Origin of the sequence: Nocardia harenae NBRC 108248 (assembly GCF_001612885.1) — a bacterium.
GTDB classification, from domain to species: Bacteria; Actinomycetota; Actinomycetes; order Mycobacteriales; family Mycobacteriaceae; genus Nocardia; species Nocardia harenae.
Genome location: NZ_BDBH01000018.1, coordinates 75,934 through 99,586 on the forward strand (window position 1 = coordinate 75,934; position 23,653 = coordinate 99,586).

Annotated in this window: 25 protein-coding genes; 10 read left to right on the forward strand and 15 right to left on the reverse strand. The window is 72.8% G+C overall.

The window, feature by feature from the left end; genetic code table 11:
- Positions 1-2: 2 nt before the first annotated feature.
- The 3 genes from NH2_RS27475 to NH2_RS27485 all read right to left on the reverse strand — a co-directional run bounded on the left by NH2_RS27475 (position 3) and on the right by NH2_RS27485 (position 3,703).
- A complete protein-coding gene (locus tag NH2_RS27475) occupies positions 3-1,541 on the reverse strand; it encodes a cobyric acid synthase (protein ID WP_067660723.1) in 1,539 nt (512 codons plus the stop codon).
- The gene (map, locus tag NH2_RS27480) at positions 1,538-2,401 is read right to left on the reverse strand and encodes a type I methionyl aminopeptidase (protein WP_067660726.1); all 864 of its coding nucleotides are present in this window, start codon (positions 2,399-2,401) and stop codon (positions 1,538-1,540) included. Before map ends, NH2_RS27475 begins: the two co-directional genes overlap by 4 nt.
- An 84-nt stretch (positions 2,402-2,485) precedes the next feature.
- On the reverse strand, positions 2,486-3,703 hold the full coding sequence (locus tag NH2_RS27485; protein ID WP_067660729.1) for a PucR family transcriptional regulator: 1,218 nt from the start codon (positions 3,701-3,703) through the stop codon (positions 2,486-2,488).
- Between the two features lie 234 nt (positions 3,704-3,937).
- On the opposite strand from NH2_RS27485, the gene NH2_RS27490 reads away from it, so the two are divergent.
- Positions 3,938-4,675, forward strand: a complete 738-nt coding sequence (locus NH2_RS27490; RefSeq protein ID WP_067660732.1) for a MerR family transcriptional regulator — start codon at positions 3,938-3,940, stop codon at positions 4,673-4,675.
- A gap of 81 nt (positions 4,676-4,756) precedes the next feature.
- Positions 4,757-5,767, forward strand: coding sequence for an LLM class flavin-dependent oxidoreductase (locus tag NH2_RS27495; protein ID WP_067660735.1), 1,011 nt, complete (start codon positions 4,757-4,759; stop codon positions 5,765-5,767).
- A gap of 80 nt (positions 5,768-5,847) precedes the next feature.
- Here NH2_RS27495 and NH2_RS27500 read toward each other — a convergent pair whose 3' ends face one another.
- Complete coding sequence (locus NH2_RS27500; RefSeq protein ID WP_067660741.1) at positions 5,848-6,324, reverse strand: DoxX family protein; 477 nt, start codon at positions 6,322-6,324, stop codon at positions 5,848-5,850.
- A 188-nt stretch (positions 6,325-6,512) separates the two neighbouring features.
- Between NH2_RS27500 and NH2_RS27505 the strand changes: the two genes are divergently transcribed.
- The gene (locus NH2_RS27505) at positions 6,513-7,457 is read left to right on the forward strand and encodes a LysR family transcriptional regulator (RefSeq protein WP_067660744.1); all 945 of its coding nucleotides are present in this window, start codon (positions 6,513-6,515) and stop codon (positions 7,455-7,457) included.
- 74 nt (positions 7,458-7,531) lie between these two features.
- Here the strand turns inward: NH2_RS27505 and NH2_RS27510 are convergent, their stop codons facing one another.
- Complete coding sequence (locus tag NH2_RS27510) at positions 7,532-7,909, reverse strand: DoxX family protein (protein WP_067660747.1); 378 nt, start codon at positions 7,907-7,909, stop codon at positions 7,532-7,534.
- Between the two features lie 132 nt (positions 7,910-8,041).
- Between NH2_RS27510 and NH2_RS27515 the strand changes: the two genes are divergently transcribed.
- Positions 8,042-8,920, forward strand: coding sequence for an RNA polymerase sigma-70 factor (locus tag NH2_RS27515; RefSeq protein ID WP_218021752.1), 879 nt, complete (start codon positions 8,042-8,044; stop codon positions 8,918-8,920).
- Here NH2_RS27515 and NH2_RS27520 read toward each other — a convergent pair.
- Both NH2_RS27520 and NH2_RS27525 read right to left on the reverse strand, forming a co-directional pair.
- A complete protein-coding gene (locus tag NH2_RS27520; RefSeq protein WP_067660753.1) occupies positions 8,910-9,320 on the reverse strand; it encodes an MmcQ/YjbR family DNA-binding protein in 411 nt (136 codons plus the stop codon). The two genes, NH2_RS27515 and NH2_RS27520, sit on opposite strands and share 11 nt — an antisense overlap.
- 10 nt (positions 9,321-9,330) lie before the next feature.
- A complete protein-coding gene (locus NH2_RS27525; protein ID WP_067660755.1) occupies positions 9,331-10,476 on the reverse strand; it encodes an epoxide hydrolase family protein in 1,146 nt (381 codons plus the stop codon).
- 63 nt (positions 10,477-10,539) lie between these two features.
- On the opposite strand from NH2_RS27525, the gene NH2_RS27530 reads away from it, so the two are divergent.
- Positions 10,540-11,505 carry a helix-turn-helix transcriptional regulator gene (locus tag NH2_RS27530; RefSeq protein ID WP_067660871.1) on the forward strand — a complete coding sequence of 322 codons (966 nt, stop codon included), beginning with the start codon at positions 10,540-10,542 and terminating at the stop codon, positions 11,503-11,505.
- Here NH2_RS27530 and NH2_RS27535 read toward each other — a convergent pair.
- On the reverse strand, positions 11,473-13,677 hold the full coding sequence (locus NH2_RS27535) for an MMPL family transporter (RefSeq protein WP_067660874.1): 2,205 nt from the start codon (positions 13,675-13,677) through the stop codon (positions 11,473-11,475). The genes NH2_RS27530 and NH2_RS27535 overlap by 33 nt on opposite strands.
- Positions 13,678-13,923: 246 nt before the next feature.
- On the opposite strand from NH2_RS27535, the gene NH2_RS27540 reads away from it, so the two are divergent.
- The 5 genes from NH2_RS27540 (at position 13,924) to NH2_RS27560 (ending at position 17,585) form a co-directional block, all read left to right on the forward strand.
- Positions 13,924-14,364 (forward strand): hypothetical protein, encoded by a 441-nt coding sequence (locus NH2_RS27540; RefSeq protein WP_067660759.1) that lies wholly within the window; start codon positions 13,924-13,926, stop codon positions 14,362-14,364.
- A 55-nt stretch (positions 14,365-14,419) separates the two neighbouring features.
- Complete coding sequence (locus NH2_RS27545; protein ID WP_067660761.1) at positions 14,420-14,992, forward strand: DUF1707 SHOCT-like domain-containing protein; 573 nt, start codon at positions 14,420-14,422, stop codon at positions 14,990-14,992.
- 84 nt (positions 14,993-15,076) lie between these two features.
- Positions 15,077-16,024 carry a daunorubicin/doxorubicin resistance ABC transporter ATP-binding protein DrrA gene (locus tag NH2_RS27550; protein WP_067660877.1) on the forward strand — a complete coding sequence of 316 codons (948 nt, stop codon included), beginning with the start codon at positions 15,077-15,079 and terminating at the stop codon, positions 16,022-16,024.
- Positions 16,021-16,797, forward strand: coding sequence for an ABC transporter permease (locus NH2_RS27555; RefSeq protein ID WP_067660764.1), 777 nt, complete (start codon positions 16,021-16,023; stop codon positions 16,795-16,797). The genes NH2_RS27550 and NH2_RS27555 overlap by 4 nt, the downstream gene beginning before the upstream one ends.
- Positions 16,794-17,585, forward strand: a complete 792-nt coding sequence (locus NH2_RS27560; protein WP_067660768.1) for an ABC transporter permease — start codon at positions 16,794-16,796, stop codon at positions 17,583-17,585. Before NH2_RS27555 ends, NH2_RS27560 begins: the two co-directional genes overlap by 4 nt.
- On the opposite strand, the gene NH2_RS27565 is transcribed toward NH2_RS27560, so the two are convergent.
- From NH2_RS27565 to NH2_RS27595, 7 genes are all read right to left on the reverse strand, one after another.
- Complete coding sequence (locus tag NH2_RS27565; RefSeq protein WP_067660771.1) at positions 17,586-17,852, reverse strand: Txe/YoeB family addiction module toxin; 267 nt, start codon at positions 17,850-17,852, stop codon at positions 17,586-17,588. It abuts the gene before it with no gap.
- Positions 17,849-18,244 carry a type II toxin-antitoxin system Phd/YefM family antitoxin gene (locus NH2_RS27570; protein WP_067660773.1) on the reverse strand — a complete coding sequence of 132 codons (396 nt, stop codon included), beginning with the start codon at positions 18,242-18,244 and terminating at the stop codon, positions 17,849-17,851. The genes NH2_RS27565 and NH2_RS27570 overlap by 4 nt, the downstream gene beginning before the upstream one ends.
- Before the next feature lie 53 nt (positions 18,245-18,297).
- Entirely contained in the window at positions 18,298-18,981 is a 684-nt protein-coding gene (locus NH2_RS27575; RefSeq protein ID WP_067660776.1) for a hypothetical protein, read from the reverse strand.
- A gap of 313 nt (positions 18,982-19,294) precedes the next feature.
- Positions 19,295-20,932, reverse strand: coding sequence for a long-chain-fatty-acid--CoA ligase (locus tag NH2_RS27580; protein WP_067660780.1), 1,638 nt, complete (start codon positions 20,930-20,932; stop codon positions 19,295-19,297).
- Positions 20,929-22,200, reverse strand: coding sequence for a wax ester/triacylglycerol synthase domain-containing protein (locus NH2_RS27585; protein ID WP_067660783.1), 1,272 nt, complete (start codon positions 22,198-22,200; stop codon positions 20,929-20,931). The genes NH2_RS27580 and NH2_RS27585 overlap by 4 nt, the downstream gene beginning before the upstream one ends.
- A 70-nt stretch (positions 22,201-22,270) precedes the next feature.
- Positions 22,271-23,407, reverse strand: coding sequence for an acyl-CoA dehydrogenase family protein (locus NH2_RS27590; protein ID WP_067660786.1), 1,137 nt, complete (start codon positions 23,405-23,407; stop codon positions 22,271-22,273).
- Positions 23,404-23,652: an acyl carrier protein gene (locus NH2_RS27595; protein ID WP_067660789.1), complete on the reverse strand. Its 249-nt coding sequence runs from the start codon at positions 23,650-23,652 to the stop codon at positions 23,404-23,406. The genes NH2_RS27590 and NH2_RS27595 overlap by 4 nt, the downstream gene beginning before the upstream one ends.
- Position 23,653 lies beyond the last annotated feature (1 nt).

Here is a 23,653-nt window from a genome sequence, read left to right on the forward strand (position 1 = left end):
CGTCAACAGGGTGCGGTGAGCGCGCTGCCGATCACCGGCAGCCCGGCGGGCGGGCCCGCGGCGAGCAGCCGCTCCAGCGCGGGCAGATCGGCGTGCTCGGTGATCAGGTCGGCGAGCAGGTCGAGCTGGGCGGTGCGCAGCGCGGCCACCGAGACGTCGGCGGCGGGCTCGAAGCCGGTGCGGCCCGCCGCGGCGGCGACGGCGCGCAGCCAGCCGCGCCGCAGCTCGTCGCACTCCAGCAGCCCGTGCAGGTGGGTGCCCCAGATCGCCCCGCGCACACTCCCTTCCGGCGTGCCCGCCAGCTCCAGCCACGCGGGGTCGCCGGTGCGGGTGACCCGGCCGTGGTGGATCTCGTAGCCATGGACCGGGATTCCGCTGCCGAGTTCCCGTCCGGCGCTGCGCCGCAGCACCTTCGGGTCGGCGAAGGCGACCTCGAGGTCGAGCAGTCCGAGCCCGGGCACCGCGCCCGCGCCGGACTCCACCGGGTCCGTGATCCGGCTGCCGAGCATCTGGTACCCGCCGCAGACTCCGAGAATCGGCTTCCCCTCGGCCGCACGGGTTTTCAACGCGTCGGCGAGGCCGGTGCGGCGCAGCCAGGCCAGGTCGTCCACGGTGGCCTTGCTGCCGGGCAGCACCACCAGGTCGGCGCCGGTGAGCCGGGAGGGCTCGGTGACCCAGCGCACGGCGGTGCCCGGTTCGCAGGCGAGCGCCTCCACGTCGGTGGAGTTGGAGATGCGCGGGAGCCGGATGGCGGCCACCGTGAGCCACTCCCGGCCGCGCGGCGGGGCGGGGCGGCCGACCGGGGCGTCGGCGACGGTGCCGAGCGAGTCCTCGGCGTCCAGCCAGAGCTCGTCGGCGTAGGGCAGCACGCCGAGGGTGGGGCGGCCGGTGAGCGCGTCGAGCTGCTCCAGCCCGGGGCGCAGCAGCTCGACGTCGCCGCGGAACTTGTTCACCAGGAACCCCGCGACAAGCCGCTGGTCCTCGGGCTCCAGCACCGCGACGGTGCCGAAGAGGTGGGCGAGCACGCCGCCGCGGTCGATATCGCCGACCACGATCACCGGCAGCCCGGCCGCGCGGGCCAGCCCCATGTTCGCGAGATCGGTTCCGCGCAGGTTGATCTCGGCGGGCGAGCCCGCGCCCTCGCAGATCACGGCGTCGAATTCGGCACGCAGCGCGGCGAGTTCGCTCGCTACCACCTCGCGCAGCGCGGTGCGGTGCCGGAAGTAGTCGCGCGCACCGACGGTGTCGACGGCCCTGCCGCGCACCACCAGCTGCGAGCGCCGGTCGCCGCCGGGCTTGAGCAGGATCGGGTTGAACCGCACGCTCGGCTCCAGCCCGCAGGCCCGGGCCTGCAGCGCCTGGGCCCGGCCGATCTCCCCGCCGTCCAGCGTGACGACCGAGTTGTTGGACATGTTCTGCGCCTTGAACGGCGCCACCCGGACCCCGCGGCGGGCCAGCGCCCGGCAGAGCCCGGCGACCACGACGCTCTTGCCCGCGTCCGAGGTGGTCCCGGCGACGAGCAGCGCGCCGCCCGGCGTCACGGCAGGGTGAGGATCTCGGCGCCGGTCTCGGTGACCACCAGGGTGTGCTCGAACTGCGCCGTCCAGCGCCGGTCCTTGGTGACCACGGTCCAGCCGTCGCCCCAGATCTCGTAGTCGATGCCGCCGAGGTTGATCATGGGCTCGATGGTGAAGGTCATGCCCGGCTCGATGATCGTCTCCACCGCGGGCTGGTCGTAGTGCAGCACCACCAGGCCGTTGTGGAAGGTCGGGCCGACGCCGTGGCCGGTGAAGTCGCGGACGACGCCGTAGCCGAAGCGGTTGGCGTAGGACTCGATCACCCGGCCGACGACATTCAGCGCGCGGCCCGGCCGGACCGCCTTGATGGCCCGCATGGTGGCCTCGTGCGTGCGCTCCACCAGCAGCCGGGCCTCCTCGTCGACCTCGCCGGCCAGGTAGGTGGCGTTGGTGTCGCCGTGCACGCCGTCGATGTAGGCGGTGACGTCGATGTTCACGATGTCGCCGTCCTGGATCACCGTGGAATCCGGGATGCCGTGGCAGATCACCTCGTTCAGCGAGGTGCAGCAGGACTTGGGGAAGCCCTTGTAGCCGAGGGTGGAGGGGTAGGCGCCGTGGTCGATCATGTACTCGTGCGCGATCCGGTCCAGCTCGTCGGTGGTGACGCCGGGGGCGACGGCCTTGCCCGCCTCGGCCAGCGCCCGTGCCGCGATCCGCGAGGCGAGCCGCATCTTCTCGATGGTCTCCGGCGTCTGCACCCAGGGCTCGGAGCCCTCCTGCGCCGTGCGCTTGCCGACGTACTCGGGGCGCTCGATGGTGCGGGGCACCTCCCGCTCGGGCGAGAGCGTGCCGGGAACGAGGGGTGGGCGGGTGCGCACGGACATGACGACAGGGTAGACCGGAACGCCGGGTCGCAGCCGGGTAACCCGGCGGCGCCGCGCCCTTCCCCGGCGGCGCGGCGCCGGGTCTCAGCCGATGGCGGCGGAGAGCTCGGGGATCTCCTGCGGGGTCGTCCCGGTCTCGTAGGTGTGCGCGACGATAGCCGCCCGCAGATACCACAGCCCGTCCAGGTTCATCGGGTCCAGCCCGGTGTGCTGGGCGATCCGGCGCATCCGGTGGTCGATGGTGTTGGCGTGGATGTGCAGCGCACGCGAGGTGCGCTGCCGGTTGCGGTCGTTGCGCAGGTGCACCACCAGGGTGTTCAGCAGCTCGGGCTGGCCGCGCAGCGAGTCGAGCACCGCGGCCAGCCTGCGGCGGCCGGGACCGGGGCGGGTGATCTGGTACTCCACCGCCAGATCCGCCATCCGGTAGAGCCCGGCGGGGCGGTGCAGCCGCTGGGCGAGATCGAGCAGTTCGTGCGCGTCCCTGGTCGCGGCGGGGACCTCGCCGGTGAGCGCGTGCACGACGGTGCCGCGCAGCGGGACGCCCGCCGCCCGCTGCAACCCGTCGAGCAGGTCGGCGGCGGGGGCGTCCGCCAGCCGGTCCTCGGCGAGCAGCACGGTGCCGCCATCGGGGCCGAGCAGCGCGAGCGGGGTGCCGCCGCGCCGGGTGGCCAGCTCCAGCCGCATGCGGCGCAGCCTGCGCCGCGCCTCGCGCTCGTCGCGCACCGCGCGGTCGTCCAGCGCCTCGGTGGCGACGCCGAGCGCGACCACCGCGTAGGCGTCGGCGGCCGGGAAGCCGCTGCCGCGGATCGCCGCGGGGCCCGCGTCACCGGCGATCAGCGCGCCGGCCAGCTGCGCGCTCGCGTCGTCGCGCGCGGTGCTCTGCGCGCGCACCTCCCGCAGGTAGCTGCCGGTGAAGGCGGTGACGAGGCGGTCGAGCACCTCGGCCAGCCGCTGCCCGGCCACCACCATGGCCCTGCTGTCCGATCCGGTGGCGCGCCTGCCGAGCAGGTCGAGCACGAAGCGGAAGCCGAGGTGCGTGGCGTGCTGTACCGCCTCCAGCTCGACGCCCTCGGCGGCCCAGTCGCCGATCCGGGCGCGCAGCCGCTCCGGCACCTCCACCGCCGGGCCGCCCTGCAGCGCCACCGCCACCAACTCCAGGCAGCCCCGGATCACCTCGGCCGCCTCGCGCCGGGACGCCCCGCACGGCATGGTCGCGCCGCGCGGCTCGGCACCGCCCGCGACGTGCCCGAGGAGCTGGTGCGAGAGCCGGGGGTCGTGACGCAGGTAGCCCGCGGTTGGCATTCCGGCGATCCTCAGTTCCCGGCTCGCGCACGGGCTGCTCGTCCGCATCGACCTTGATCCTCCGTATCATCGTGATCCAACTCTCTCAGCAGTAACTGTAACTATCGGTAGAGATATCCGGCTACAGACATTTTTCGCCAGCCGACAACGGCGAATTTGCCTGGGAAGAGGTAAATAAGCTCAGTATCTACTGAGACAGTTGGTCCAGGGCGGGCCGGATCGAAAGGAAGCCGGATGACCGGCAGGGAGTACCGGGTCGCCGAGCTGGCGGAGGCCGCGGCGGTACCGGTGCGGACGGTGCGCTACTACCAGGAGCGCGGCCTGCTCGCCGCGCCCGAACGGCGGGGGCGCAACGCCTTCTACAGCGAGGCACACCTGGAGCGGCTGCGGCTCATCGCCGACCTGCTGGCCCGCGGGCACAGCCTCGAGGGCATCGCCGACCTCCTGACCAGCGCGGAACAGGGCGGCGGCGTCTCCGAGCTGCTCGGCTTCGAGTCGGCGGCCTCGGTGGCGTGGGGCGACGGCGAGGTCACGCTCGACCTGCAGCAGATGCTGGAGCGGTTCGGCGACCAGGTGACGCCGCAGGCCATCGCCGAGGCGGTCGCGCTCGGCTACCTGCGCATGGAGGACGGCAACTTCGTCTACACCAGCTCGCGGCTCCTCGAAGGCGCATCGGCGCTGGTGGCGAATGGTATTCCGCTGCACGCCATCCTCGCGGTGAGCTGGGAGCTGGAGGCCGCGTTCGACCGCATGGCCTTCGCCTTCGTGCAGATCTTCCGCACCCACCTGGTGAGCAAGGTGCTCGAGCACCCCTCCCCCGCCCAGCTGCACCAGCTCGCCGAGACCCTGGCCGCGCTGCGCCCCAGCGTCCGGTTGATCGCGGACGAGCAGCTCGCCAGGGCCATGGATCGGCGCATCGGGATCGACCTGCCCGAGGTGTCTCAGCAGATCAGCCGGGCGACGGCGGAGTAGCGGTACGCGCGGGAATCTTCCGTGCACCCCCGGCGTTCCGACGGGTAGTTGACGTAGAAACATCTCGAGACGGGACGCACCGTGGAACTGGGACTCACCACCTTTGCCGAACGCTACCCGGCCGACGGCCGCCCGGCGCCGAGCGCGGCGGAACGGCTGCGCCAGGTCGTGGACGAGGCCGTCGCCACCGAGGCCGCCGGGCTCGACGTCTACGGCGTCGGCGAGCACCACCGGGCCGATTTCGCCGCCTCCGCGCCCGCCGTCGTGCTGGCCGCCATCGCCGCGCGCACCGAGCGGATCCAGCTCACCAGCGCGGTCACTGTGCTCAGCTCCGACGACCCGGTCCGGGTCTACCAGGATTTCGCCACCCTGGACGGGCTCTCCGGCGGCCGCGCCGAACTCATGGCCGGGCGCGGCTCCTTCACCGAGTCGTTCCCGTTGTTCGGCTACGACCTCAGCGACTACGACCAGCTCTTCGACGAGAAACTCGCGCTGCTGCTGAAGCTGCGCGAGGAGGAGCCGGTCACCTGGCAGGGCAAATTCCGCGCCCCGCTCGACCAGGCGATCGTCTACCCCCGCACCGACGACCGCCCGCTCCCGGTCTGGATCGCCGTCGGCGGCAGCCCCGAATCCGTCGCCCGCGCCGGGCTGCTCGGGCTTCCGCTCGCCATCGCCATCATCGGCGGCGAACCGGCCCGCTTCAAGCCGCTCGTCGACCTCTACCACCGTGCGCTCGCCGAAGGCGGGCACGAGCGGCAGCCCGTCGCGGTGCACGCGCACGGCTACATCGCCGACACCGAAGAGGCTGCGATCAGCGAATTCTGGGAGCCGTATACCCGGGCCATGAATGTCATCGGGCGCGAACGCGGGTGGGGGCGCATGAGCCGTGCCCAGTTCGACGCCATGCGCGGGCCGGAGGGGTCGCTCTTCCTCGGCACCCCCGACGTGGTCGCCGAGAAGATCGCCGCCGTGCGCGACACCCTCGGGCTCGACCGCTTCATGCTGCACGCCAGCGTCGGCACGCTGCCCCCCGAGCGGGTGCTGCACACCATCGAGTTGCTGGGGGCGAAGGTGGCGCCGCAGTTGCGCTGAGCCCGCACAGCCGGGGCAAGCAACCCGCGGTCGACGTGAACCGTCCGCACGACGTCGTCGCCCGCGGCACTGTCCGCGGCTCAGACTCCGCTGCGCTGACCGACGGGGATCCCGGCCTGGCTCGACCGGTCCAGCCGCTGGACGATCACGTGATCGACGCTGAACCGGCCGGGCCCGAGCAGCAGCACCGCCACCGAGGCCGCGGCGAGGATCAGCACGAACTCGTAGCCGCCGTTCTCGACGTAGAAGCCGTTCGACGCGTGGACGAATATCCACGCCCCGCCCATGATGAACACATAGCCTGCCGCGACGACGCGGGTGAGGGCACCCGCGATGAACAGCAGCGAGCCGAAAGCCAGCCAGATCGGCACGAACCGGCCGCTGACCTCGTTGAGCGGGATGCCCGCTTCGCCCTGCATCTCGGCGATGGTCGCCAGTCCGGTCCGCAGGTCGTCGAGGCCGTGCACCAGGAACACGGCCGCGATCCCGAGGCGCAGGACCAGCTTTCCCGTGTCGCTGAGCGTCGGGGAGCTTTCGGTGAGCACATTCGCCTTCATTGTTGGCCTTTCTCGTCGCTCCGAAGCCGATTTCGGGCTGTCACCGCCGCGGAGCCGCCACCGCGGACGCCGGCGTCGAACCCGCGGCGGTTTCCGTGCGCGGACGGGGTAATTCGGACAGGACCATCGCAACAGAGACGCGTCGGTCCCGGAAGGACAGATCGGGTAGCGGTCGATACCCTCGAGGTATGGAAGATCTCGAGGTGCGAGAGCTTCGCTACTTCGTCGCCGTCGCGCGGCACTCGACCTTCTCCGGTGCGGCCGTCACGCTGGGCATGGCGCAGCCGCCGCTGTCGCGGGCGATCCGGCTGCTCGAACGGCGGCTCGGCGTCGAGCTCTTCGTGCGCAGTGTGCACGGAGTGACCCTGACCGAGGCCGGGCAGATCCTGCTCGACGAGTCCGGGCGAGCACTGGCGGCGATCGAGGCGGCGGCGGCACGGACCCGGCGCGCGGGTCTCCCCCGCGCCACCCTGGTCGCGGCCGCCAAACCGGGCGTCGCCGCCGGCCTGCTGCGACGCGTCGCCGACGGGTTCGCGCAGGCGCACCAGGCCCCGGCGATCGAGATCGCGGTCGCGGGCTACCGGCGCCAGGCGGACATGGTCCGCGACGGCCGCGCCGACGTCGCGATCATCAGCTCGCCGTTCGACGCCGAGGGGCTCGAGGCCGTCGAGCTCACCGAGGAGCCCCGCGTCGCCGTGCTCGCCGCGGACCATCGCCTCGCCGGGCGGCGGGAGCTGCGGTGCCGTGACCTGCTCGGCGAGACCTTCCCGCTGTTCCACTCCGCGACCGAGCAGGAACGGCTCTACTGGTCGGGCCGGGACACGCCGCGCTCTGGTGGCGGCCTCGTCGAGATCGCGACCCCGGCCGAGCCCGCGACCGTCGAGGTCGGCGACATCACCGAACTGCTCGAGGTCATCGCGCTCGGCCACGCGGCCGGCCTGCTGCCGCTCTCGGTCGCAGCGGCCTACCCCCGCCTCGATGCCGTCTTCGTCCCCGTCGCCGATGTCAGCCCGTACCGCAATTGGCTGGTCTGGCCCGCGGGATCGCGATCGAAGGCGGTGGCCGAGTTCGTTCGCTTCACCGTCGATTTCGCGGCGGCGGAGCAGGTGGAGCTGCGCCGCGGCGCGTCCTGACCCGGCTACCTGTGTCGTCGGGTGTCCATGGTGAAGAGCAGCTGGCGATACCGGACCCCGCGTTGTCCTGCTCGTCAGAAGGGGTACGGGCCCGAGCGGCCCCAGGCCACGAAGGCGGCGAGGGTGAGGTAGAGCGCGTTCAGGGCGAGGGGCGGGTACTCACGGAGGCGGTGGTGCGTCGCCATCGCGCCGAGCATGAGGAGGACCCAGCAGAGGGCGGTCACCGGCACGAGAACCGGCACGATGCCGAGAATCGGGGGCAGGACGAGCCCGAGCGCCGCGAGCAGCTCCAGCCCACCGAGGGTGCGGACGGCGGCGGGGCGGGTGCGGCCGGTCCACGCCCCGCCGGGAGCGGCGGCGAGCGTCGAGATCGGGACGACGGTCTTGGTCACGCCGCCGACCAGGGCCACCACGGCCAGCAGGGCCGCGGCGATCCAGAGTGCGATGTTCATGGGTACTCCTCGCGATCGGTGTACCCACCGGACACCGGCGCGGGCCCGGTTGTGACATCCATCGGCGAGGATCTGTCACAGCAGCGCGGTGGCCGGTGTCCGGTGCGCGACCCCGAGCCCGAGGAGAACCCCGTGACCGACCAGCACACCGACACCTTCGTCACGCACCGCACCCTGCTGTTCACCGTGGCCTACGAGATCCTCGGCTCGGCGAGCGACGCCGAGGACGTGCTGCAGGAGAGCTGGCTGCGCTGGGCCGAGGTCGAGCTGGGCACGGTCGTGGACCGGCGCGCCTACCTGGTGCGGATCGTTACCAGGCAGGCGCTGAACCGGCTGCGCACGCTGGGCAGGCGGCGGGAGTCCTACGTCGGGCCGTGGCTGCCGGAGCCGCTGCTCACCACCCCGGACGTCGCCGCCGATGTCGAACTGGCGGAGAGTGTTTCGACGGCCATGCTGCTCGTGCTGGAGACGCTGGGCCCGACCGAGCGGGCGGTGTTCGTGCTGCGCGAGGTCTTCGCCTTCGGCTACGGGGAGATCGCGGCGGCGGTCGGCAAGACGCCCGCCGCGGTCCGGCAGATCGCGCACCGGGCCCGCGGGCACGTCAGCGCGCGCAGGCCGCGCGGCACGGTCTCGGCGGAGCAGACCCGCTCGGTGCTCGACGCCTTCCACCGCGCGGTCGGCAGCGGCGACCTGCGCGGGCTGCTCGACCTGCTCGCCCCGGAGGTGCTGCTGCTCGGCGACGGCGGCGGCATCGTCCCCGCGCTCCCGCACCCGGTGCGCGGCGCGCAGCGGGTGGCCCGGCTGCTCGTCTCCGGCCGGGTGCGGGCTGCGGCCGAGCTGCTGGAGCCGATCACCGCCAACGGCGGCCCCGCGCTGCTGCTCCGGGTCGGCGGCACCGTCGACACCGTGCTCTCGATCCACCTCGAGGCGGGACGGATCGCGGGCATCTACACCGTGCGCAACCCGGAGAAGCTCTCCCATATGGACCGGGAGAACCCGCTCACGACCTGAGCTCCAGCCAGGCCCGCCCCCGCCGCGCGGAGGCACGGGAGAGCCAGGCGTCCTGGACGATCTCGGTGAGCTCGGCCAGCCCCACTCGCCCGATCTCGCTGCCGCGCACCAGCACCGACGGGTGGCCGTCGAAGTGCGGGGTGCTGAAGAAGGGCGTGGCCGGGTCCTGGATCAGGGCCAGTTTGTCGGCCTCGGACTCCACCCAGAGCACGATGACGTCGTCGTACTTCTCCCCGGTGTCCGGGTCGACGGCGTCCGGGCGCGGGGTGCGGAAGAAGACGAAGGACTTGCCGCCCACCTGGTAGACGGCATTGCCCCGCCCGCCGGCCACCCGGGTCACGTGCGGCATGGCGGCCGCGATCCGGTGCACGTCGTCGACGCGGGCGGGGCGATCGGCCATGGGAGTCAGGCTACGCCGGGCGCAACCCGCCGAAGAAGGCCCGCAGATCCTGGACCAGCAGATCGGGGGTCTCCATGGGAGCGAAGTGGCCGCCGCGGTCGAACTCCGACCAGTGCACGACGGTGTTCTGCCGCTCCGCGATCCCGCGCACCACGGACTTGCCGCTCGGGAAGACCGCGACGCCGGTCGGCACGCCGGCGTTGCGCAGCGCCGCGCCCCAGGATTCGGACTCCTTGTAGAGCAGCAGCGAGGAGCCGGCGGTGCCGGTGAACCAGAGCACGCTGATGGCGGTGAGCAGCGCGTCCCGGTCGATGGCCTGATCGGGCAGCTCGTGCACGGGGTCCATGTAGGTGTGCACCACGTCGAGCGTCCAGGCCAGCAGCCCGGCGGGTGAGTCGGTGATGGCGGGGGCGAGGGTCTGCGGGCGGGTGGCGTGGATGCCGGCGTAGCCGGAGGTGTCGTCGGCGCTCCAGTCCTGCAGCGCGGCGAGCTTCTCGCGGTCGGCGTCGGAGTAGCCGGAGCCGTCGTCGTCCCAGGCGGGGATGGTGATGGGGTCGTTGAGGTGCACGCCGAGCAGCCGCTCCGGCGCGATCCGGCCGAGCTCGGGGGCGATGAACGAGCCCGCGTCGCCGCCCTGCGCGCCGAACCGCTGGTAGCCGAGCCGGGTCATGAGCTCGGCGAGCAGCACCGCCGAGCGCTCGGTGGCGGCCGCACCGGGCACCACCGTCGGGCCGGAGAAGCCGAAGCCGGGCAGGGTCGGGATCACGAGGTGGAAGGCGTCGCGCTCGGCGCCGCCGTGCGCCACCGGATCGGTGAGCGGGCCGATCACGGCGCGGAAGTCGGCGAACGGCCAGCCGTGCACCAGCACCAGCGGGGTGGCGTCCGGCACCGCTGACCTGATGTGCGCGAAATGCACCCGCTGCCCGTCGATCTCGGTGACGAACTGCGGAATGTCGTTGAGCGCCCGCTCCTGCGCGCGCCAGTCGAACCCGCCGCGCCAGTACTCGGCCAGCTCACGGACGTAGCTCGTCGGGATGCCGTAGCTCCAGCCGACGCCGGGCAGCTCCGCGGGCCAGCGGGTGCCGCCGAGCCGGGCGCGCAGGTCGTCGACCTCGGACTGCGGGATGTCGATCCGGAATTCCTCGATGGTGCTCATGACGGCAACGCTACGAGCCGGTTAGGCCGGATCCTGTCCTAACCGGATGGCATGCTGGAACCCGTGAACGATCCATCGGCCCGGCTGCTCCGGCTGCTCGGCCTGCTGCAGACCCCGCGCGACTGGCCGGGCACCGTGCTGGCCGACCGCCTCGGCGTCAGTGCGCGCACGGTGCGCCGCGATATCGAGCGGCTGCGGGCGCTCGGCTATCCGGTGCACGCCACCCAGGGCGCCACCGGCTACCGGCTCGCGGCGGGCGCGACGGTGCCGCCGCTGCTGCTCGACGACGAGGAGGCGCTGGCGGTCGCGGTGGGGTTGCGCACCGTCACCGGCGGCACGGTGAGCGGGATCGAGGAGGCGTCGCTGCGCGCGCTGAGCAAGCTGGAGCAGGTGCTGCCCGCCCGGCTGCGGTATCGGCTGACGGCGTTGCAGCGCAGCGTGATCCGGGTGAGCGGCGCGGCGCCGCGGGTGGAGCCGAACGTCCTCATCGCGATCTCCGAGGCCACGCACCGCCGCGAGCGGCTGCGCTTCGACTACCGCGACCACACGGGGAGCGCGACCGTCCGCGATATCGAGCCGGAGGCGGTGGTGAACTTCAACCGGCACTGGTACCTGGTCGGCTGGGATGTCGGCCGGGCGGACTGGCGCTCGTTCCGCGTCGACCGGGTGCGGCCGCGCATCCCCACCGGGCCCCGCTTCACCCCGCGCGAGCTGCCCTGCGGCGATGTGGTGGCCTACCTGGCGCAGCGGCTCTCCGCCGACTCCTGGCCGTATCGGGCGACCGTCACCCTGCACGAATCCGCCGAGCGCCTCACCGACCGGGTGTGGCCGGGCATGGGCGTCCTCGAGGCCGTGGACGACACCCGCTGCCTGCTGCACCTCGGCGCCGACTCGCCCGGGGCGCTCACCTGGATGCTCACCGCCGTCGATGTCGGCTTCACGGTGGAAGGGCCGCCGGAGCTGGTGGCATCCGTACGCGCGCTGGGCGAACGGTGCCTAGCCGCGATCCCCGACCAGGACCGGCGCTGACCGGGCCACCGGCTCCGGCACCGGCTCGAACTCCGACAGCCCCACCCTGCGCTGCACCCGCTTCATCCAGGCGGGCGCCCACCAGCAGTCGTCGCCGAGCAGCTTCATGACCGCCGGGACGAGCAGCATGCGCAGCACGGTGGCGTCGATGATCAGCGCGGCGATCATGCCGTAGGCGATGTACTGCATCATCACCAGATCGGAGAAGGCGAAGGCGCCGACGACGACCAGCAGGATGAGCGCGGCGGCGGTGATGATCCGCCCGGTCTGCGCGGTGCCGCCGCGCACCGCGTCGGTGGTGGCGGCCCCGCGGGCCCGCGCCTCCACCATGCGGGAGAGCAGGAACACCTCGTAGTCGGTGGAGAGGCCGTAGATCACGGCCATGATGACCACCAGGATATTGGCCTGGATGGGCTGCGGCGTGAAGTCGAGCAGCCCGGCCCCGTGGCCGTCGACGAAGATCCAGGTCAGGATGCCGAGCGTGGAGCCGAGGCCGAGCGCGCTCATGAGCGCCGCCTTGATCGGCAGGATCAGCGAGCCGAAGGTCAGGAACATGAGCACGGTGGTGACCAGCACCACCAGCGCGATCATCCACGGCATCCGGGTGAGCAGGGTGTCGATGCTGTCGTGCTGCATGGCGGGGACGCCGCCGACCAGCATGCGCACGCCGTCCGGCTGCTCCAGCCCGCGCAGGTAACCGATGGTGGTGTCGGCTTCGCCGGGGTCGGTGAGCACCGCGCTGGTGCGGAAGACGGCGGCGTCGGTGGTAGAGCGGCTGGGCAGGGTGAACTGCTCGGCCAGGTTCGGCGCCGCGTTGGCCTCCTGCAGCAGCCGCCCGATGGCCGTGGTGTCGGTACCGGTGAAGACCAGCTCGATCGGGTCCGAGCGGCGCAGCGGGAAGTGCGTGTCGATCTCGGCCTGCGCCAGCCGGGTCGGGTTGTCCGGCGGCAGGTACTTCTCGCTGAACCCGCCGAAGGCCAGGTTCTTCATCGGCACGATGAGGATGGCGAGCAGCAGCACCAGCGGCACCGCGATCTTCAGCGGGTGCCGCATCACCCAGCCGGTGAGCCGCCCCCAGAACCCCGCCTCCACCTCGGCCGCGGTCCGGGTGCGGGCGAAGCGCGGCAGCCCGAGGGCATCGATCCGCTTGCCGAGCACGGCCAGGATGGCGGGCAGGATGGTGACGGCGGTGAGCGCCGCCATGGTGACGGTGGCCATGGCGCCGTAGCCGATGGATTTCAGGAAGGTCTGCGGGAAGAGGAGCAGCCCGCCGAGGCTCGCCACGATCATGGTCGCGGAGAACACCACGGTGCGACCGGCCGTGGTCACCGTGCGGCGGACCGCGGTGGCGGTGTCGTGCCCCTCGGCGAGCTCCTCGCGGAAGCGGCTCACGATGAAGAGCCCGTAGTCGATCGCCAGCCCGAGCCCGATCATCGAGACCACCGGGGAGACGAAGGAATTCACCTCCGCGAAGTGCGTGAGCCCGCGCACGACGCCGAACGCGCCGAAGACCGTGAGCCCGCCGACCACCAGCGGCAGCGCCGCCGCCACCAGCCCGCCGAACACGACGAACAGCAGCACCCCGACGGCCGGGAAGGCGAGCAGCTCCATCCGGTGGATATCGGCGGCGATGGTGTCGTTCAGCGCCCCCGCCACCGGCTGCAACCCGCCGACCTCGACCTCGACGCCGGGAATGGCGAAGGCGTCCTCGACGATCCGGTAGTTGCGCAGCACCTCGGTGTCGGTGTCGCCGCGCAGCGCGATCGAGGCGACCGCCCTCGTCCGGTCGGCGGTGGCGGCAGCGGCGCCGCTGAGTCTGCCGGTCTCGGTGGGCCAGTACGAGGCGTTCACGCCCGCGATCTGGTCCGGGTGCTCGCGGGGCAGTGCGTTCAGGCTGCCGGTAACGGTGGCCGCGAAGGCCGGGTCGTCGACGGTTGTCCCGGCGGGCGCGGTGTAGAGGACCACCACGTCCACGTCGTGGTTGCGCCCGAAGGCGGCATCGGCCAGCTGCCCGGCCTGCGCCGACTCCGAGCCGGGGTCGAACATGCCGCCCTCGCTCAGATGGTCGGCGTGGCCGACGCCGTAGGCCGCCAGCGCCAGCATGGCCGCCGCGACCAGCCCGATGACCGGCCACCGCCAGCGCGAAACCCGTGCGCCCCACCAGGCGAACAACCCGACCACCACCTTTCCCGTCCTCCGAGCAGCTCCGCTACCCGAACGGATCATCCGGGCACCCGAGTTCCCCGGCCGCGCCCGCCTGACCGGGGGTGCCGGCTCCCCGCGCGGCCGCGGAGTCGATTTCCGCTGGTAGCGCTTCCGGCGGAAAGGCGGGGATTGTCAAGAAGCGTGCCGAACCGGTCGCCGGGGTACCTACAGTGGCAGGCGGCGCGGTGGCCGCGCCGAACCGGAAGGAGATCCATGCGCTCCGCGCTGCTGGCCGTTTCCCTGCTCACGGGTGCCCTCGCCGTGGCGGGCTGTGCCGACGGGTCGTCGGGCACCGCCCCCGCCGCGGTCGGCTCCTCGCTCACCGTCGGCGGCGAGCCGAGCCCGAGCGCCGCCGCGACCACGACCCCGGTCGCGGGCACCCCGGTGACCATCCAGGCGGGCACCGGCACCGAGATGTTCGGCGTCCCGGACGTGACGGTGCGGATCACCACCTGCGACACCGATACCGAGCTGGCCACCGTGGTCACCGACCGCGACGGCACCGCCACCCAGGGCGTCACCGAGGCCGGGTGCTACCGCGCGACGGTGCTCTCGGTGCCCGGCGGCTGCCACCCGAACGAGGTGGCGAGCAGCACCGTGGTGGTGAAGCTCGGCGAGCCCGCGTCGACCCGGTTCCTCATCCACTGCGCCTGAATATCCGCCGTTACCATCGGCGGTGACGAACCATCCCTCACGGCGGAGCGCGACGATGACCGACGGTGACGACATCCGGCTCAGCGACTCCGAGCGCCTGCACGCGCTGAACGTCCTCGGCGAGCACTACGCGGCGGGCAGGCTGGACAACGACGAGTTCTACGAGCGGTCCGGCGCGGTCGCTGCGGGCCGGACGCTCGCCGCGCTGCGCGAGCCCTTCCGCGGGCTGCCGGGCGGGGTGCCGCTGCGCGAGGTGAACGGGGCGATCGAGCGGGTCGGCGAAACGCAGCCGCAGCCGCGCGCCAAGGAGGAGAGCACGCCCGCCGCCGAGCTGGAGTCGCTGCGGCACCGGGGCAAGGTGGTGGAGACGGTCGACGGGGTGATCCTCGGGCTCACCCTGGTGGTCTTCCTCGTGCTGCAGTTCGCCGTGGACTGGAGCTGGGCCTGGCTGGTCTGGCCCTCGCTGGCGGTGACGCTCTCGGTGCCGCGGCTGCTGTACCACTTCGGCGACGAGGACGAGAAGATGTACAAGGAGCTCGAGAAGGCCGATGCCAAGTCCCGGCGCAAGCGGCTGGAGCAGGCCGGTGCGCGCATCCGCGAGCTCGAGGACAAGAGGGACGAATCCTAGCTCCGCGGGCTGGTACCGACCGCCGATCTCCGATAGCTTAGGTTAGCCTGCCCTGAACAAGCGCGGGCGGAACCAGGAGTGAGGGTGTCGACGGTACCGGCGATCGAAATCAGTGGTCTGGTCAAGAAATACGGCGAGGTGACGGCGCTCGGCGGGGTCTCCTTCGAGGTGGCCCGCGGGGAGGTGCTCGGGCTGCTCGGCCCCAATGGCAGCGGCAAGACCACCACGGTCACCCTGCTCGCCACCCTGCAGCGCCCGAGCGCGGGCAGCGCGCGGATCTGCGGTCACGACGTGGTCGCCGAGGCCGCCCGGGTGCGCGAGCTGGTCTCGCTGACCGGGCAGTACGCCGCGCTGGACGAGGGGCTGAGCGCGGTCGAGAACCTGGCCGTCTTCGGCAGGCTCACCGGGCTCGGCGGCAAGGGTGTGAAGGCGAGGATCGCCGAACTGGTCGAGCAGTTCGACCTCGGCGCGGTGCGCGACCGCAGGGTCGGCGCGCTCTCCGGCGGCATGCGGCGCCGCGTCGATATCGCGAGCGCGCTGGTCACCCGCCCCGAGGTGCTCTTCCTGGACGAGCCGACCACGGGGCTGGACCCGCGCAGCCGCGCCGCGGTCTGGGACACCGTCGCCGGGCTGCGCGGGGCGGGCATCACGGTGCTGCTCACCACGCAGTACCTGGAGGAGGCGGATCGGCTCGCCGACCACATCGTCATGCTGAACCGCGGCGAGATCGTCGCGGCAGGCACGCCGGGCAGCCTCAAGCGGGAGGCGGGGGCCGCGGTCTGCGAGGTCACGCTGGCGCACCGCGCGGATACCGAGCGGGTGCTGGCGCTGCTCGGTGAGCTGGAGCTGGTGGAGGCGCCGGAGGAGACGCAGGCGCACCCGCGGCTGGTGTTCCGGGCGCCGCACGGCATGTCCACCGTCGCCGACGCCATCGCGCGGCTGCACGGCGCGGAGGTCGATGTGGTCGACATCGGGCTCCGGCAGCCCTCGCTGGACGAGGTGTTCCTGCAACTCACCGAGGTGACGCCGTGAGCGCGGTGGCGCGGGCGTCGGTCGGGCTGATCCCGGCCGCGGGCACCCTGGCGGTACAGAAGATCCGGGCCGCGCTGCGCTCCGGCGAGGTGCTCTTCGCGGTGTTCGGGCCGGTCATTTTCTTCGTCTGCTTCTACGGGCCGCTGCACCGCCAGTTCGAGCGCGGCGGTGGCGACTACGCGCAGTTCATCACCCCGATCATCCTGCTGCAGGCCGGAATCTTCACCGCCATCACCGCCACCCAGATCGCGGGCAGCGACGCGCGGGCCGGGGTGTACGAGCGCATGATGTCGCTGCCCATCCCGCGCACCGCGCCCTTCCTGGGCCGGATGTCCTGGGTGGTGGTGCGGATGCTGATCACGCTGGGTGGCGGGCTCGGCATCGGGTACGCGCTCGGCTTCCGGTTCGCGGGCTCGGCGGCGGACACCGCGCTCTTCGCGCTGCTGGTGGTGGCGTTCGGGCTGTCGCTGAGCATGCTCACCGACGCGGCCGGGTCGGTGGCGCGCAATGCCGTCTCGGTGGCGACGGTGCTCATGATCCCGCAGCTCATCCTGGTCCTCGCCTCCACCGGACTCGTTCCGGCGCAGGGTTTTCCGGAGTGGGCGCAGCCCTTCGTGCGAAACCAGCCGCTGTCGGTCTTCGCCGACGCGCTGCGCGGCCTCGCGGCCGGGGCCGACCCGGAGCTGACCGCCGTGCTGGCCTGGACCGCCGGGCTGCTGCTCGCCGGGACGGTGGCCATCGTCGCGGCCGGGCGAGCGCAGGTGAAGCGGTGATCGCCTGGCCGGAGCGGCGCGCGGTGCCGCTGGTGCCGCAGTCGCTCGTGCAGGCGGGCGTGCTGCTGCGCACCTGGTCGCGCGATCCCGGGATCGTCGTGCAGTCGCTGATCTTCCCGGCGTTCATGCTGCTCATGTTCCAGCTGGTGCTCGGCGAGACGGTGACCACCATGGGCGGCGGCGACAGCGTCTACGGCAATACCGGGCTGGTCGCGCTGGTCGGGGCGCTCTTCGGCACGCTGGCCACCGCCATCACGCTCATCCACGAGCGCGACACCGGGCTGCTCGCCCGGATGTGGACGCTGCCGGTGCCGCGGGCCGGATTCATCGCGGGCCGGTTGCTCGCCGAGGCGGTGCGGGCCGGGCTCGCCACCGGCGCACTCTTCGCGGTCGCCGTGCCGCTCGGGTTCCGCTTCGAGCACGGCCTGCTCGCCGGGATCGGCGCGGTGGTGGTCCCGATGATCTTCGGCGTCGGGATCGCCGTCCCGGTGCTCGCGCTCGCCACCCGCGCCTCCGGCAAGGGCGCGGTGCAGCAGCTCAGCGGCCTCTTCCTGCTCCTGCTCTTCTTCAACGGCGGGTTCGCACCGGTGGACCAGTACTGGGGATGGATCCAGCCCTTCGTCCGGCACCAGCCCATGACGCCCGCCATCGATGCCGTGCGCGGGCTCACCGAGGGCGGGCCGGTGCTCGCCCCCTTCCTCACCACGGTGCTGTGGACGGTGGGGTTGATCGCGGTGTTCGGGCCGGTCGCGGTGCGGGGGTATCGGCGGGCGGCGGAGCAGCGCTAGTCACTCGTAGTGCGTGCCGACCTGGACCACCACGATCTCGGCATCGGTGACGTAGTAGATGAGCCGGTGCTCCTGGGTGATGCGGCGGGACCAGTTGCCCGCCAGCTGATGTTTCAGGCGCTCCGGCTTGCCGATGCCGGCGAAGGGGTCGGCGAGGGCGGCGTCGATCATCTTGTTCGCCGCCTTCAGGATCTGCCGGTCGCGGGTGAGCCAGGCGGAGTAGCTGCGCCAACCCTGGTCGGTGAAGGAGAGTTTGCGCTCGGTCACTGCGCCCCGTGCCGGTCGAGTTCGCGCTCGACGAGCGCGGTGAGCTGCTCGGCGGTGGCGCCGCCGGCGAGGCCCGCCCTGACCCGCTCCAGCGCGGCCACTACCTCGGACGCGGTCCGCGGCTCGGCGACCGCGGGCGCCTCCGGGTCCAGGAGTTCGCGCGTTTCGGTCCGGCCCTCGCGGGCGTCCTCGGCGGATTTCAGCAGCTGCACCCCGCCGTGCGTGCGCAGCACGTAGAGCGTCTCGAGCAGCGAGTTCCAGTCGGACTCGGCCACCAGGACGGCGTTCTCACCGGTCTTGGTCACCACGGTGAGCGGGTCGTGGTCGTCGTTCACCTGCTGGACCAGGCCGAAGAGGTTCTGGCGGACGGTGGAGATGGGTAGCGACGGCATGGCTCGACTCCCTCGCGGCGAAGCTTGTACGGGATATCGTACAAGACCGCGGGTCAGTGGGGGCGGCGGGTGCCGGTTCCGTCGGCGGCGCGCATGACGACGCGGTCGCCGTCCCGGATCATGGTGAAGACGGCGGTGGGCGGGTCGAAGCGGTCGTCGGGTGGGGTCTGGAAGGTGGGGGCAGGGGGTTTGCGGAGGCGGGGGCGGCGGGCGTCGTGCAGGTCGAGGCCGCCGGGGCGGGAGAGGACGCCGAAGCGAGCGGGGTTGCCCGCGAACCAGATGGCGTCGCTGGCGGAGTCGAGGAGGGCGTCGGCGGTGCCGCCGCGGGAACGGAGCACGAGGCTGCCCGCGATCAGGCCGTCGAGGTCGATGAGGATCACCCAGTCGCGGCCGTCGTGCGGGATGTGCTCAAACCAGAACTGCTGCCAGGGGCGGCGCAGGGCGCGGCGGCGGCGCCGGTAGCGCAGGAAGAGCGGGAGCGCGAGGATCAGGGTCCAGAGCACGAAGGCGGCGCCGGTGAAGGTGGCGGCGGTGGCGGCGAGGCGCCGCGGGCCGGGGGTGGTGGCGGTGGATTCCAGGTAGATCAGGACGCCGGTGGCCGGGCCGAGGGCGAGCGTGCCGAGCAGGGCACCCCAGGCGCGCAGCGCGACCCAGCGGAGCCGGAGCCGGGTTTCGCGCCACTCGCGGGCGGGTTCGGGCGGGGTGCGGAGGGCCGGGTCCGGCCTGCTCGTTCTCATGGGCGTCCAACGTCCGACGGGGTAGTGCTGGACGACAGGGTATCGGCCCGTGTGCCGATCCCGCTCGGGCACAGGGGTTTTGTCCGGCAAGGTCGGGAGTGGCCGGTCACCGATCGGGGCCATCGGCGGTCCGGCCCGCACCTCGTGCCCCGCGCCCGTACCTCGCGCCGCGCCCCGCGCCCGCACCTCGCGCCCCGCACCCCCACCTTGCGCCCCGCACCTCGCCCGCGGCGCCCCGCGCCCCACGCCCGGCGTCGCGGCAAGGCCCCGGCGGCCACCGCACCGGACCCGGCAACCGGGCGACGCCCCGACGTCAGCTCGGGATGAGACTCACCGCCGATGCCCGGCGCAACTTCCCGGACGGCGTCTTGGGCAGCGCCCCCTTCTGCACCACGACCACGACCGCCGGCGCGATCCCGACCTCGTCGTGCACCGCCCGCGCCACCTCGCGGCGGATCCGCTCGCATTCGTCGCCGTCCCCGGCCGCCTCGGATTCGGCGATCACCGCGATCCCCTCGCGCGCCATGCTCGGCAGCCGGATGCCGAGCGCGGCGATGCTGCCCGGCCGCACCCCGGCGACGCCTGCGGCGGCGCGCTCGACCACGGTGGGCGCGATATTGCGGCCCGCGACGATGATGACGTCCTTCTTCCGCCCGGTGACCACGGCCTCGCCGTCGCCGGTGACGTACCCGAGGTCGCCGGTGTCGAGCCAGCCGTCGGCGTCCTGGGCGTCCACGTACCCGTCCGGCCCGAGGTAGCGCCGGGTGACGGCGGCGCCGCGGACCAGGATGGTGCCGATCCGGTCCGCGGGCAGCACCGCGCCGTGCTCATCGACGACGCGCAGCTCGATGCCGGGCACCGGCGGCCCGAGCCGCACCAGGGTGCGCGGCCGCTCGATCCCCGCGCGGACGACGGCGCCGGTGCGCTCGGCCGCGGCCCCGTCCACCACGTCGACGGCGAACCGCGCGCGCATCTTCGTGAACGAGACCGCGAGCGTCGTCTCGGCCATGCCGTACGCGGGCATGAGCGCCTCCGGCCGCAGCCCGAACCGCGCGGCCTCGGCGGTGAACTCGTCCAGCGTGGCCCGGTCGACCACCTCGGCCCCGTTCACCGCGACGCGCAGCGAGGAGAGGTCGTAGGCGCCGTCGGGGGCCCGGCGCAGCCGCCGGGCGAGCACCGAGTAGGCGAAGTTCGGCGCGGCGGTGACGTGCCCGCCGAAGCGGCCGATCATCTCCGCCCAGGAGAGCGGGTTCCTCAGGAAGGCGAGCGGATTGGTGATGACGGTGGTCGCCCTGGCCAGCATGGGGGTGAGCAGCATGCCGATCATGCCCATGTCGTGGTAGAGCGGCAGCCAGCTCACCACCACGTCACCGGAGCGGAACCCGGCGGCGTCGGCCATGGCGATCTGGTTCTGCATGATGTTGCTGCCGGAGATGGCGACCGCCTTCGGCACGCCGGTGGTGCCGGAGGTGAGCTGCAGGATGCAGAGGTCTTCGCCGACCGTGAGCACCGGCTCGGCCCGGATTCCCGCGGCGCCGAGTTCCTCGACGACCACGATCGGCGCGCCGAGGTCGAGCTCGCGCACCACGTCGGTGAAGGGCGCGCCGACCGCGACCACCGCGGCGTCCAGCATGCGCACCACCGCGCGGGTGTCTTCCAGCCAGGTGGCCAGGTCGGTGCGCGGAGTGGGCTGGTGCAGCATGGTGAAGGCGGCGCCGCGCAGCCAGGTGGCCTGCACCATGATCGCGACATCGGCGGCGTCACCCGCCAGGATCGTCACCGAGCTGCCCGGCCCGACCCCGGCCGCGGCGAGCCCGGTGGCCGCGCGCCGGGCGGCGTCCTGGATCTGCGCCCAGGTGCGGTAGGTCAGCGAGCCGGCGTCGTCGCCGCTCCACAGCCCGGAGATCTCCGAGGGCGGCTGCCCGAAGAGGATGTCGGTGAGCCTGCTCATCGTTTCGCGCCTTCCTGCAGGGCCGCTTCGCGCAGCACGCGGTCGAAGTTCTCGGCGAAGGTGGCGGCGTAGCCGTCGGCCAGCGCCGCGGGGTCGGTGACGATGCCGAACGACGTGCGCCCGCCGAGGATCAGCCCGGTCACCGAGAACGAGTAGCCGACCAGCGGGGAGATCGGGGTCAGCGCGGCGATCGGGGTCCCGAGCACCGCCCGGACCTGGGAGAAGCCGGGGTTGATGCCGATGTGGATATCCGGGCTCATCCGCCCCATGGAGGCGAGGGTGATGGCCCGGTGCACCGGCCACGGAATCGTCGGCGCGTCGTCGGTGGCGGCGAGCGACAGCTCGGGGCGCCTGGCGGCGACGACGGCCAGCTCGGCGCGGGCCCGCTCCAGCTGCCGGTCGAGCGCGGGTTCGCCGCCGAGCAGGTTGACCAGGGAGACCAGCACGGCATTGCCGGTGTGCCGGAAGGCCTGGTCGTGCGTGACCGGCAGCGTCACCCGCAGCAGCTCGGAGCTGGTCCCGCGCGGCGGCGCGAGGCTCAGCGCGCTGCCGATGGCGGCGAGCAGGAATTCGTGTACGGAAGCACCGTGCCCGCGCGCGGCGCGGCGCAGGTCGCGGGTGGGGGCGCTGGTCAGCGCGACTTCCCTGCGGCCGGAGCGGGTCAGCTTCGGCCAGGCCCTACCGGTCTTGCCCACCTTCCACTGCTCCTCGAAGGCGGCCTTGGACTCCTTCAGCACCTCCGGCTCGATACTCGGGATGCGGTAGCGCGGGGTGGTGGCGAAGCGCTCGAACTCGGCGAGCTGCTCCGGGCCGCCGTCCGCGAGCAGTGCGGCGAAGGCGGCCCCGGCGATGCCGTCGGAGAGCGCGTGGTGCACCCGCAGCAGCACGTACTGCACGCCGGTTCCGGCCGAGGTGAAGAGCGTGATGTGCCAGAGCGGCTCGGGGCGCGGCAGCGCGGTCTCGTGCAGCGCGGCGAGCTGCCGGTGCAGGTCGGCGTCGTCGCGGTACTCGGCGGCGGTGACGTGCTTCTCGATGTCCACCTGCTCGGTGAGCACCGCCTGGGCGCGCCGCCAGCGGCCGTTGCGGACGCCGAGCCGGAAGAGGTCGAAGAGCCGCACCCGCTCGCGTACCCTGGCCCGCACCTCGTCGAGGTGCAGCCGCGGGCCGGGCGCCAGCTCCAGCACCATGGCCCAGTGCATGGGGCTGCGCGCGGTGTCCAGGTGCAGGTAGGTGAAGTCGGCCGGGGTGAGCTCGACGGGACTGTTCATAATGTCTCCTCTCGGCACGAGCGAGGGCCTCCGTGGTTGCGCCGCGCTCCCGCCTCCGGGCCTGAGCCGCTCATGCCGGAGCCACCGCACCGGAGTACATGGCTTCGTAGCGTTCGTCGTCGGGTTGCATGGCCGCGGCGACCAGCTCCCACAGCACCTCGTCGGTGCCGCCGCCGACCCGGGCCAGCTTCATATCGCGCCACCAGCGCCCGATCGGGGTCTCGGACTCCAGATAGCCGGAGCCGCCGAAGATGTGCAGGCACTCCGAGGCGACCTCGTTGCCGAGCTGCGCGGCGGTCACCTTGAGCGCGGCGGCGGTGCGCAGATTGATCTTTCCCTCGGCGGCGACCCCGGCCAGCGCGTAGCGCAGCAGGTCGGTGCGGGCCTGCAGGTCGGCGACGCGCAGCCGCAGCGCCTGGTGATCGTAGAGCCGCTTGCCGAACTGGGTGCGGCGCACCATGCGGGCCAGCGTGATGCCGAGCATGGATTCGCAGGCGGTGGCGATCTGCCCGGCCACCGAGTAGCGCTCGTGCGCCAGCCCCCAGCTGATCACCGCGAGCCCGGTGCCCGCCCTGGCCACCAGCGCCTCGGCGGGCACCCAGGTGTCGATGGTGACGGCGGCGGTATCCAGCGGCCCCGCACCGAGTTTGCGGTACGGGGGGTCGATGGCGACCTGCGCGGTCGGCACCATGACCAGCGCGACATTGCCCGCGCCGTCGCCCGGCGCCCGCCCGACCACCAGGATCTGGTCGGCGATCGGCGAGAGCGAGACGTACTTCTTGTGCCCGGCCACCCGGTAGCCGCCGTCGTGCGGCTCGATCACCGTGCCGACGTGCTGCAGGTCCGACCCGCCCGCCTCCTCGGAGGCCGCGATGCAGAGCACCGCCTCGGTGCGGATGGCCCGCTCGGCGAGGTCGCGCAGGAAGTCGGTGCGGCCGAAGCGGCGCAGCACGGCGATGGCCGAATCGTGCAGGCTCACGCCGACGCCGATGCCCGCCGAGTTCAGCTCGCCGAGCTTGCCTGCCAGCGCGAAGTGCTCACCGAGGTCGGTGATCTTGCGCTCGCGCCACTTGTGCGCGAACACCCCGGCGGCGCCGAGGTGCTCGAGCAGCGCGCGCGGGAAGCGCTCGTCCCGCTCGGCCCGCTCGGTCCACTGCCGGACGCGGTCGTCGAAGGCCGCGTCCAGCAGGTCGTCGTAGGCGGTCATCGGGAGACGCCCGCCTTCGAGCGGACCAGCTCCTCCAGCTCGCCGACGGACGCGGTCTCGGCCATCTCGCGGTCGGTGAGCTGCACCCCGAGCCGCTCCTCGATGGCGACGACGCCGATGGCGAAGGCCACCGAGTCCAGCCCCAGATCCTCGATGAGCAGCGAGGATTCGGTGACGTCGGCCATGGGCAGGTCGAGGTCCTCTTCGAGGATGCTGCGCAGGGTCTCCCGGATGTGATCGGACATA

Coding starts and splice junctions, on each gene's coding strand:
- NH2_RS27570 (WP_067660773.1), bottom strand. CDS start 18,244: ATGCCGTCGCTACCCATCTCCACCGTCCGCCAGAACCTCTTCGGCCTG.
- NH2_RS27505 (WP_067660744.1), top strand. CDS start 6,513: ATGGAAGATCTCGAGGTGCGAGAGCTTCGCTACTTCGTCGCCGTCGCG.
- NH2_RS27510 (WP_067660747.1), bottom strand. CDS start 7,909: ATGAACATCGCACTCTGGATCGCCGCGGCCCTGCTGGCCGTGGTGGCC.
- NH2_RS27595 (WP_067660789.1), bottom strand. CDS start 23,652: ATGTCCGATCACATCCGGGAGACCCTGCGCAGCATCCTCGAAGAGGAC.
- NH2_RS27485 (WP_067660729.1), bottom strand. CDS start 3,703: ATGCCAACCGCGGGCTACCTGCGTCACGACCCCCGGCTCTCGCACCAG.
- NH2_RS27575 (WP_067660776.1), bottom strand. CDS start 18,981: ATGAGAACGAGCAGGCCGGACCCGGCCCTCCGCACCCCGCCCGAACCC.
- NH2_RS27500 (WP_067660741.1), bottom strand. CDS start 6,324: ATGAAGGCGAATGTGCTCACCGAAAGCTCCCCGACGCTCAGCGACACG.
- NH2_RS27580 (WP_067660780.1), bottom strand. CDS start 20,932: ATGAGCAGGCTCACCGACATCCTCTTCGGGCAGCCGCCCTCGGAGATC.
- NH2_RS27585 (WP_067660783.1), bottom strand. CDS start 22,200: ATGAACAGTCCCGTCGAGCTCACCCCGGCCGACTTCACCTACCTGCAC.
- NH2_RS27540 (WP_067660759.1), top strand. CDS start 13,924: ATGCGCTCCGCGCTGCTGGCCGTTTCCCTGCTCACGGGTGCCCTCGCC.
- NH2_RS27520 (WP_067660753.1), bottom strand. CDS start 9,320: ATGGCCGATCGCCCCGCCCGCGTCGACGACGTGCACCGGATCGCGGCC.
- NH2_RS27525 (WP_067660755.1), bottom strand. CDS start 10,476: ATGAGCACCATCGAGGAATTCCGGATCGACATCCCGCAGTCCGAGGTC.
- NH2_RS27490 (WP_067660732.1), top strand. CDS start 3,938: ATGACCGGCAGGGAGTACCGGGTCGCCGAGCTGGCGGAGGCCGCGGCG.
- NH2_RS27590 (WP_067660786.1), bottom strand. CDS start 23,407: ATGACCGCCTACGACGACCTGCTGGACGCGGCCTTCGACGACCGCGTC.
- NH2_RS27545 (WP_067660761.1), top strand. CDS start 14,420: ATGACCGACGGTGACGACATCCGGCTCAGCGACTCCGAGCGCCTGCAC.
- map (WP_067660726.1), bottom strand. CDS start 2,401: ATGTCCGTGCGCACCCGCCCACCCCTCGTTCCCGGCACGCTCTCGCCC.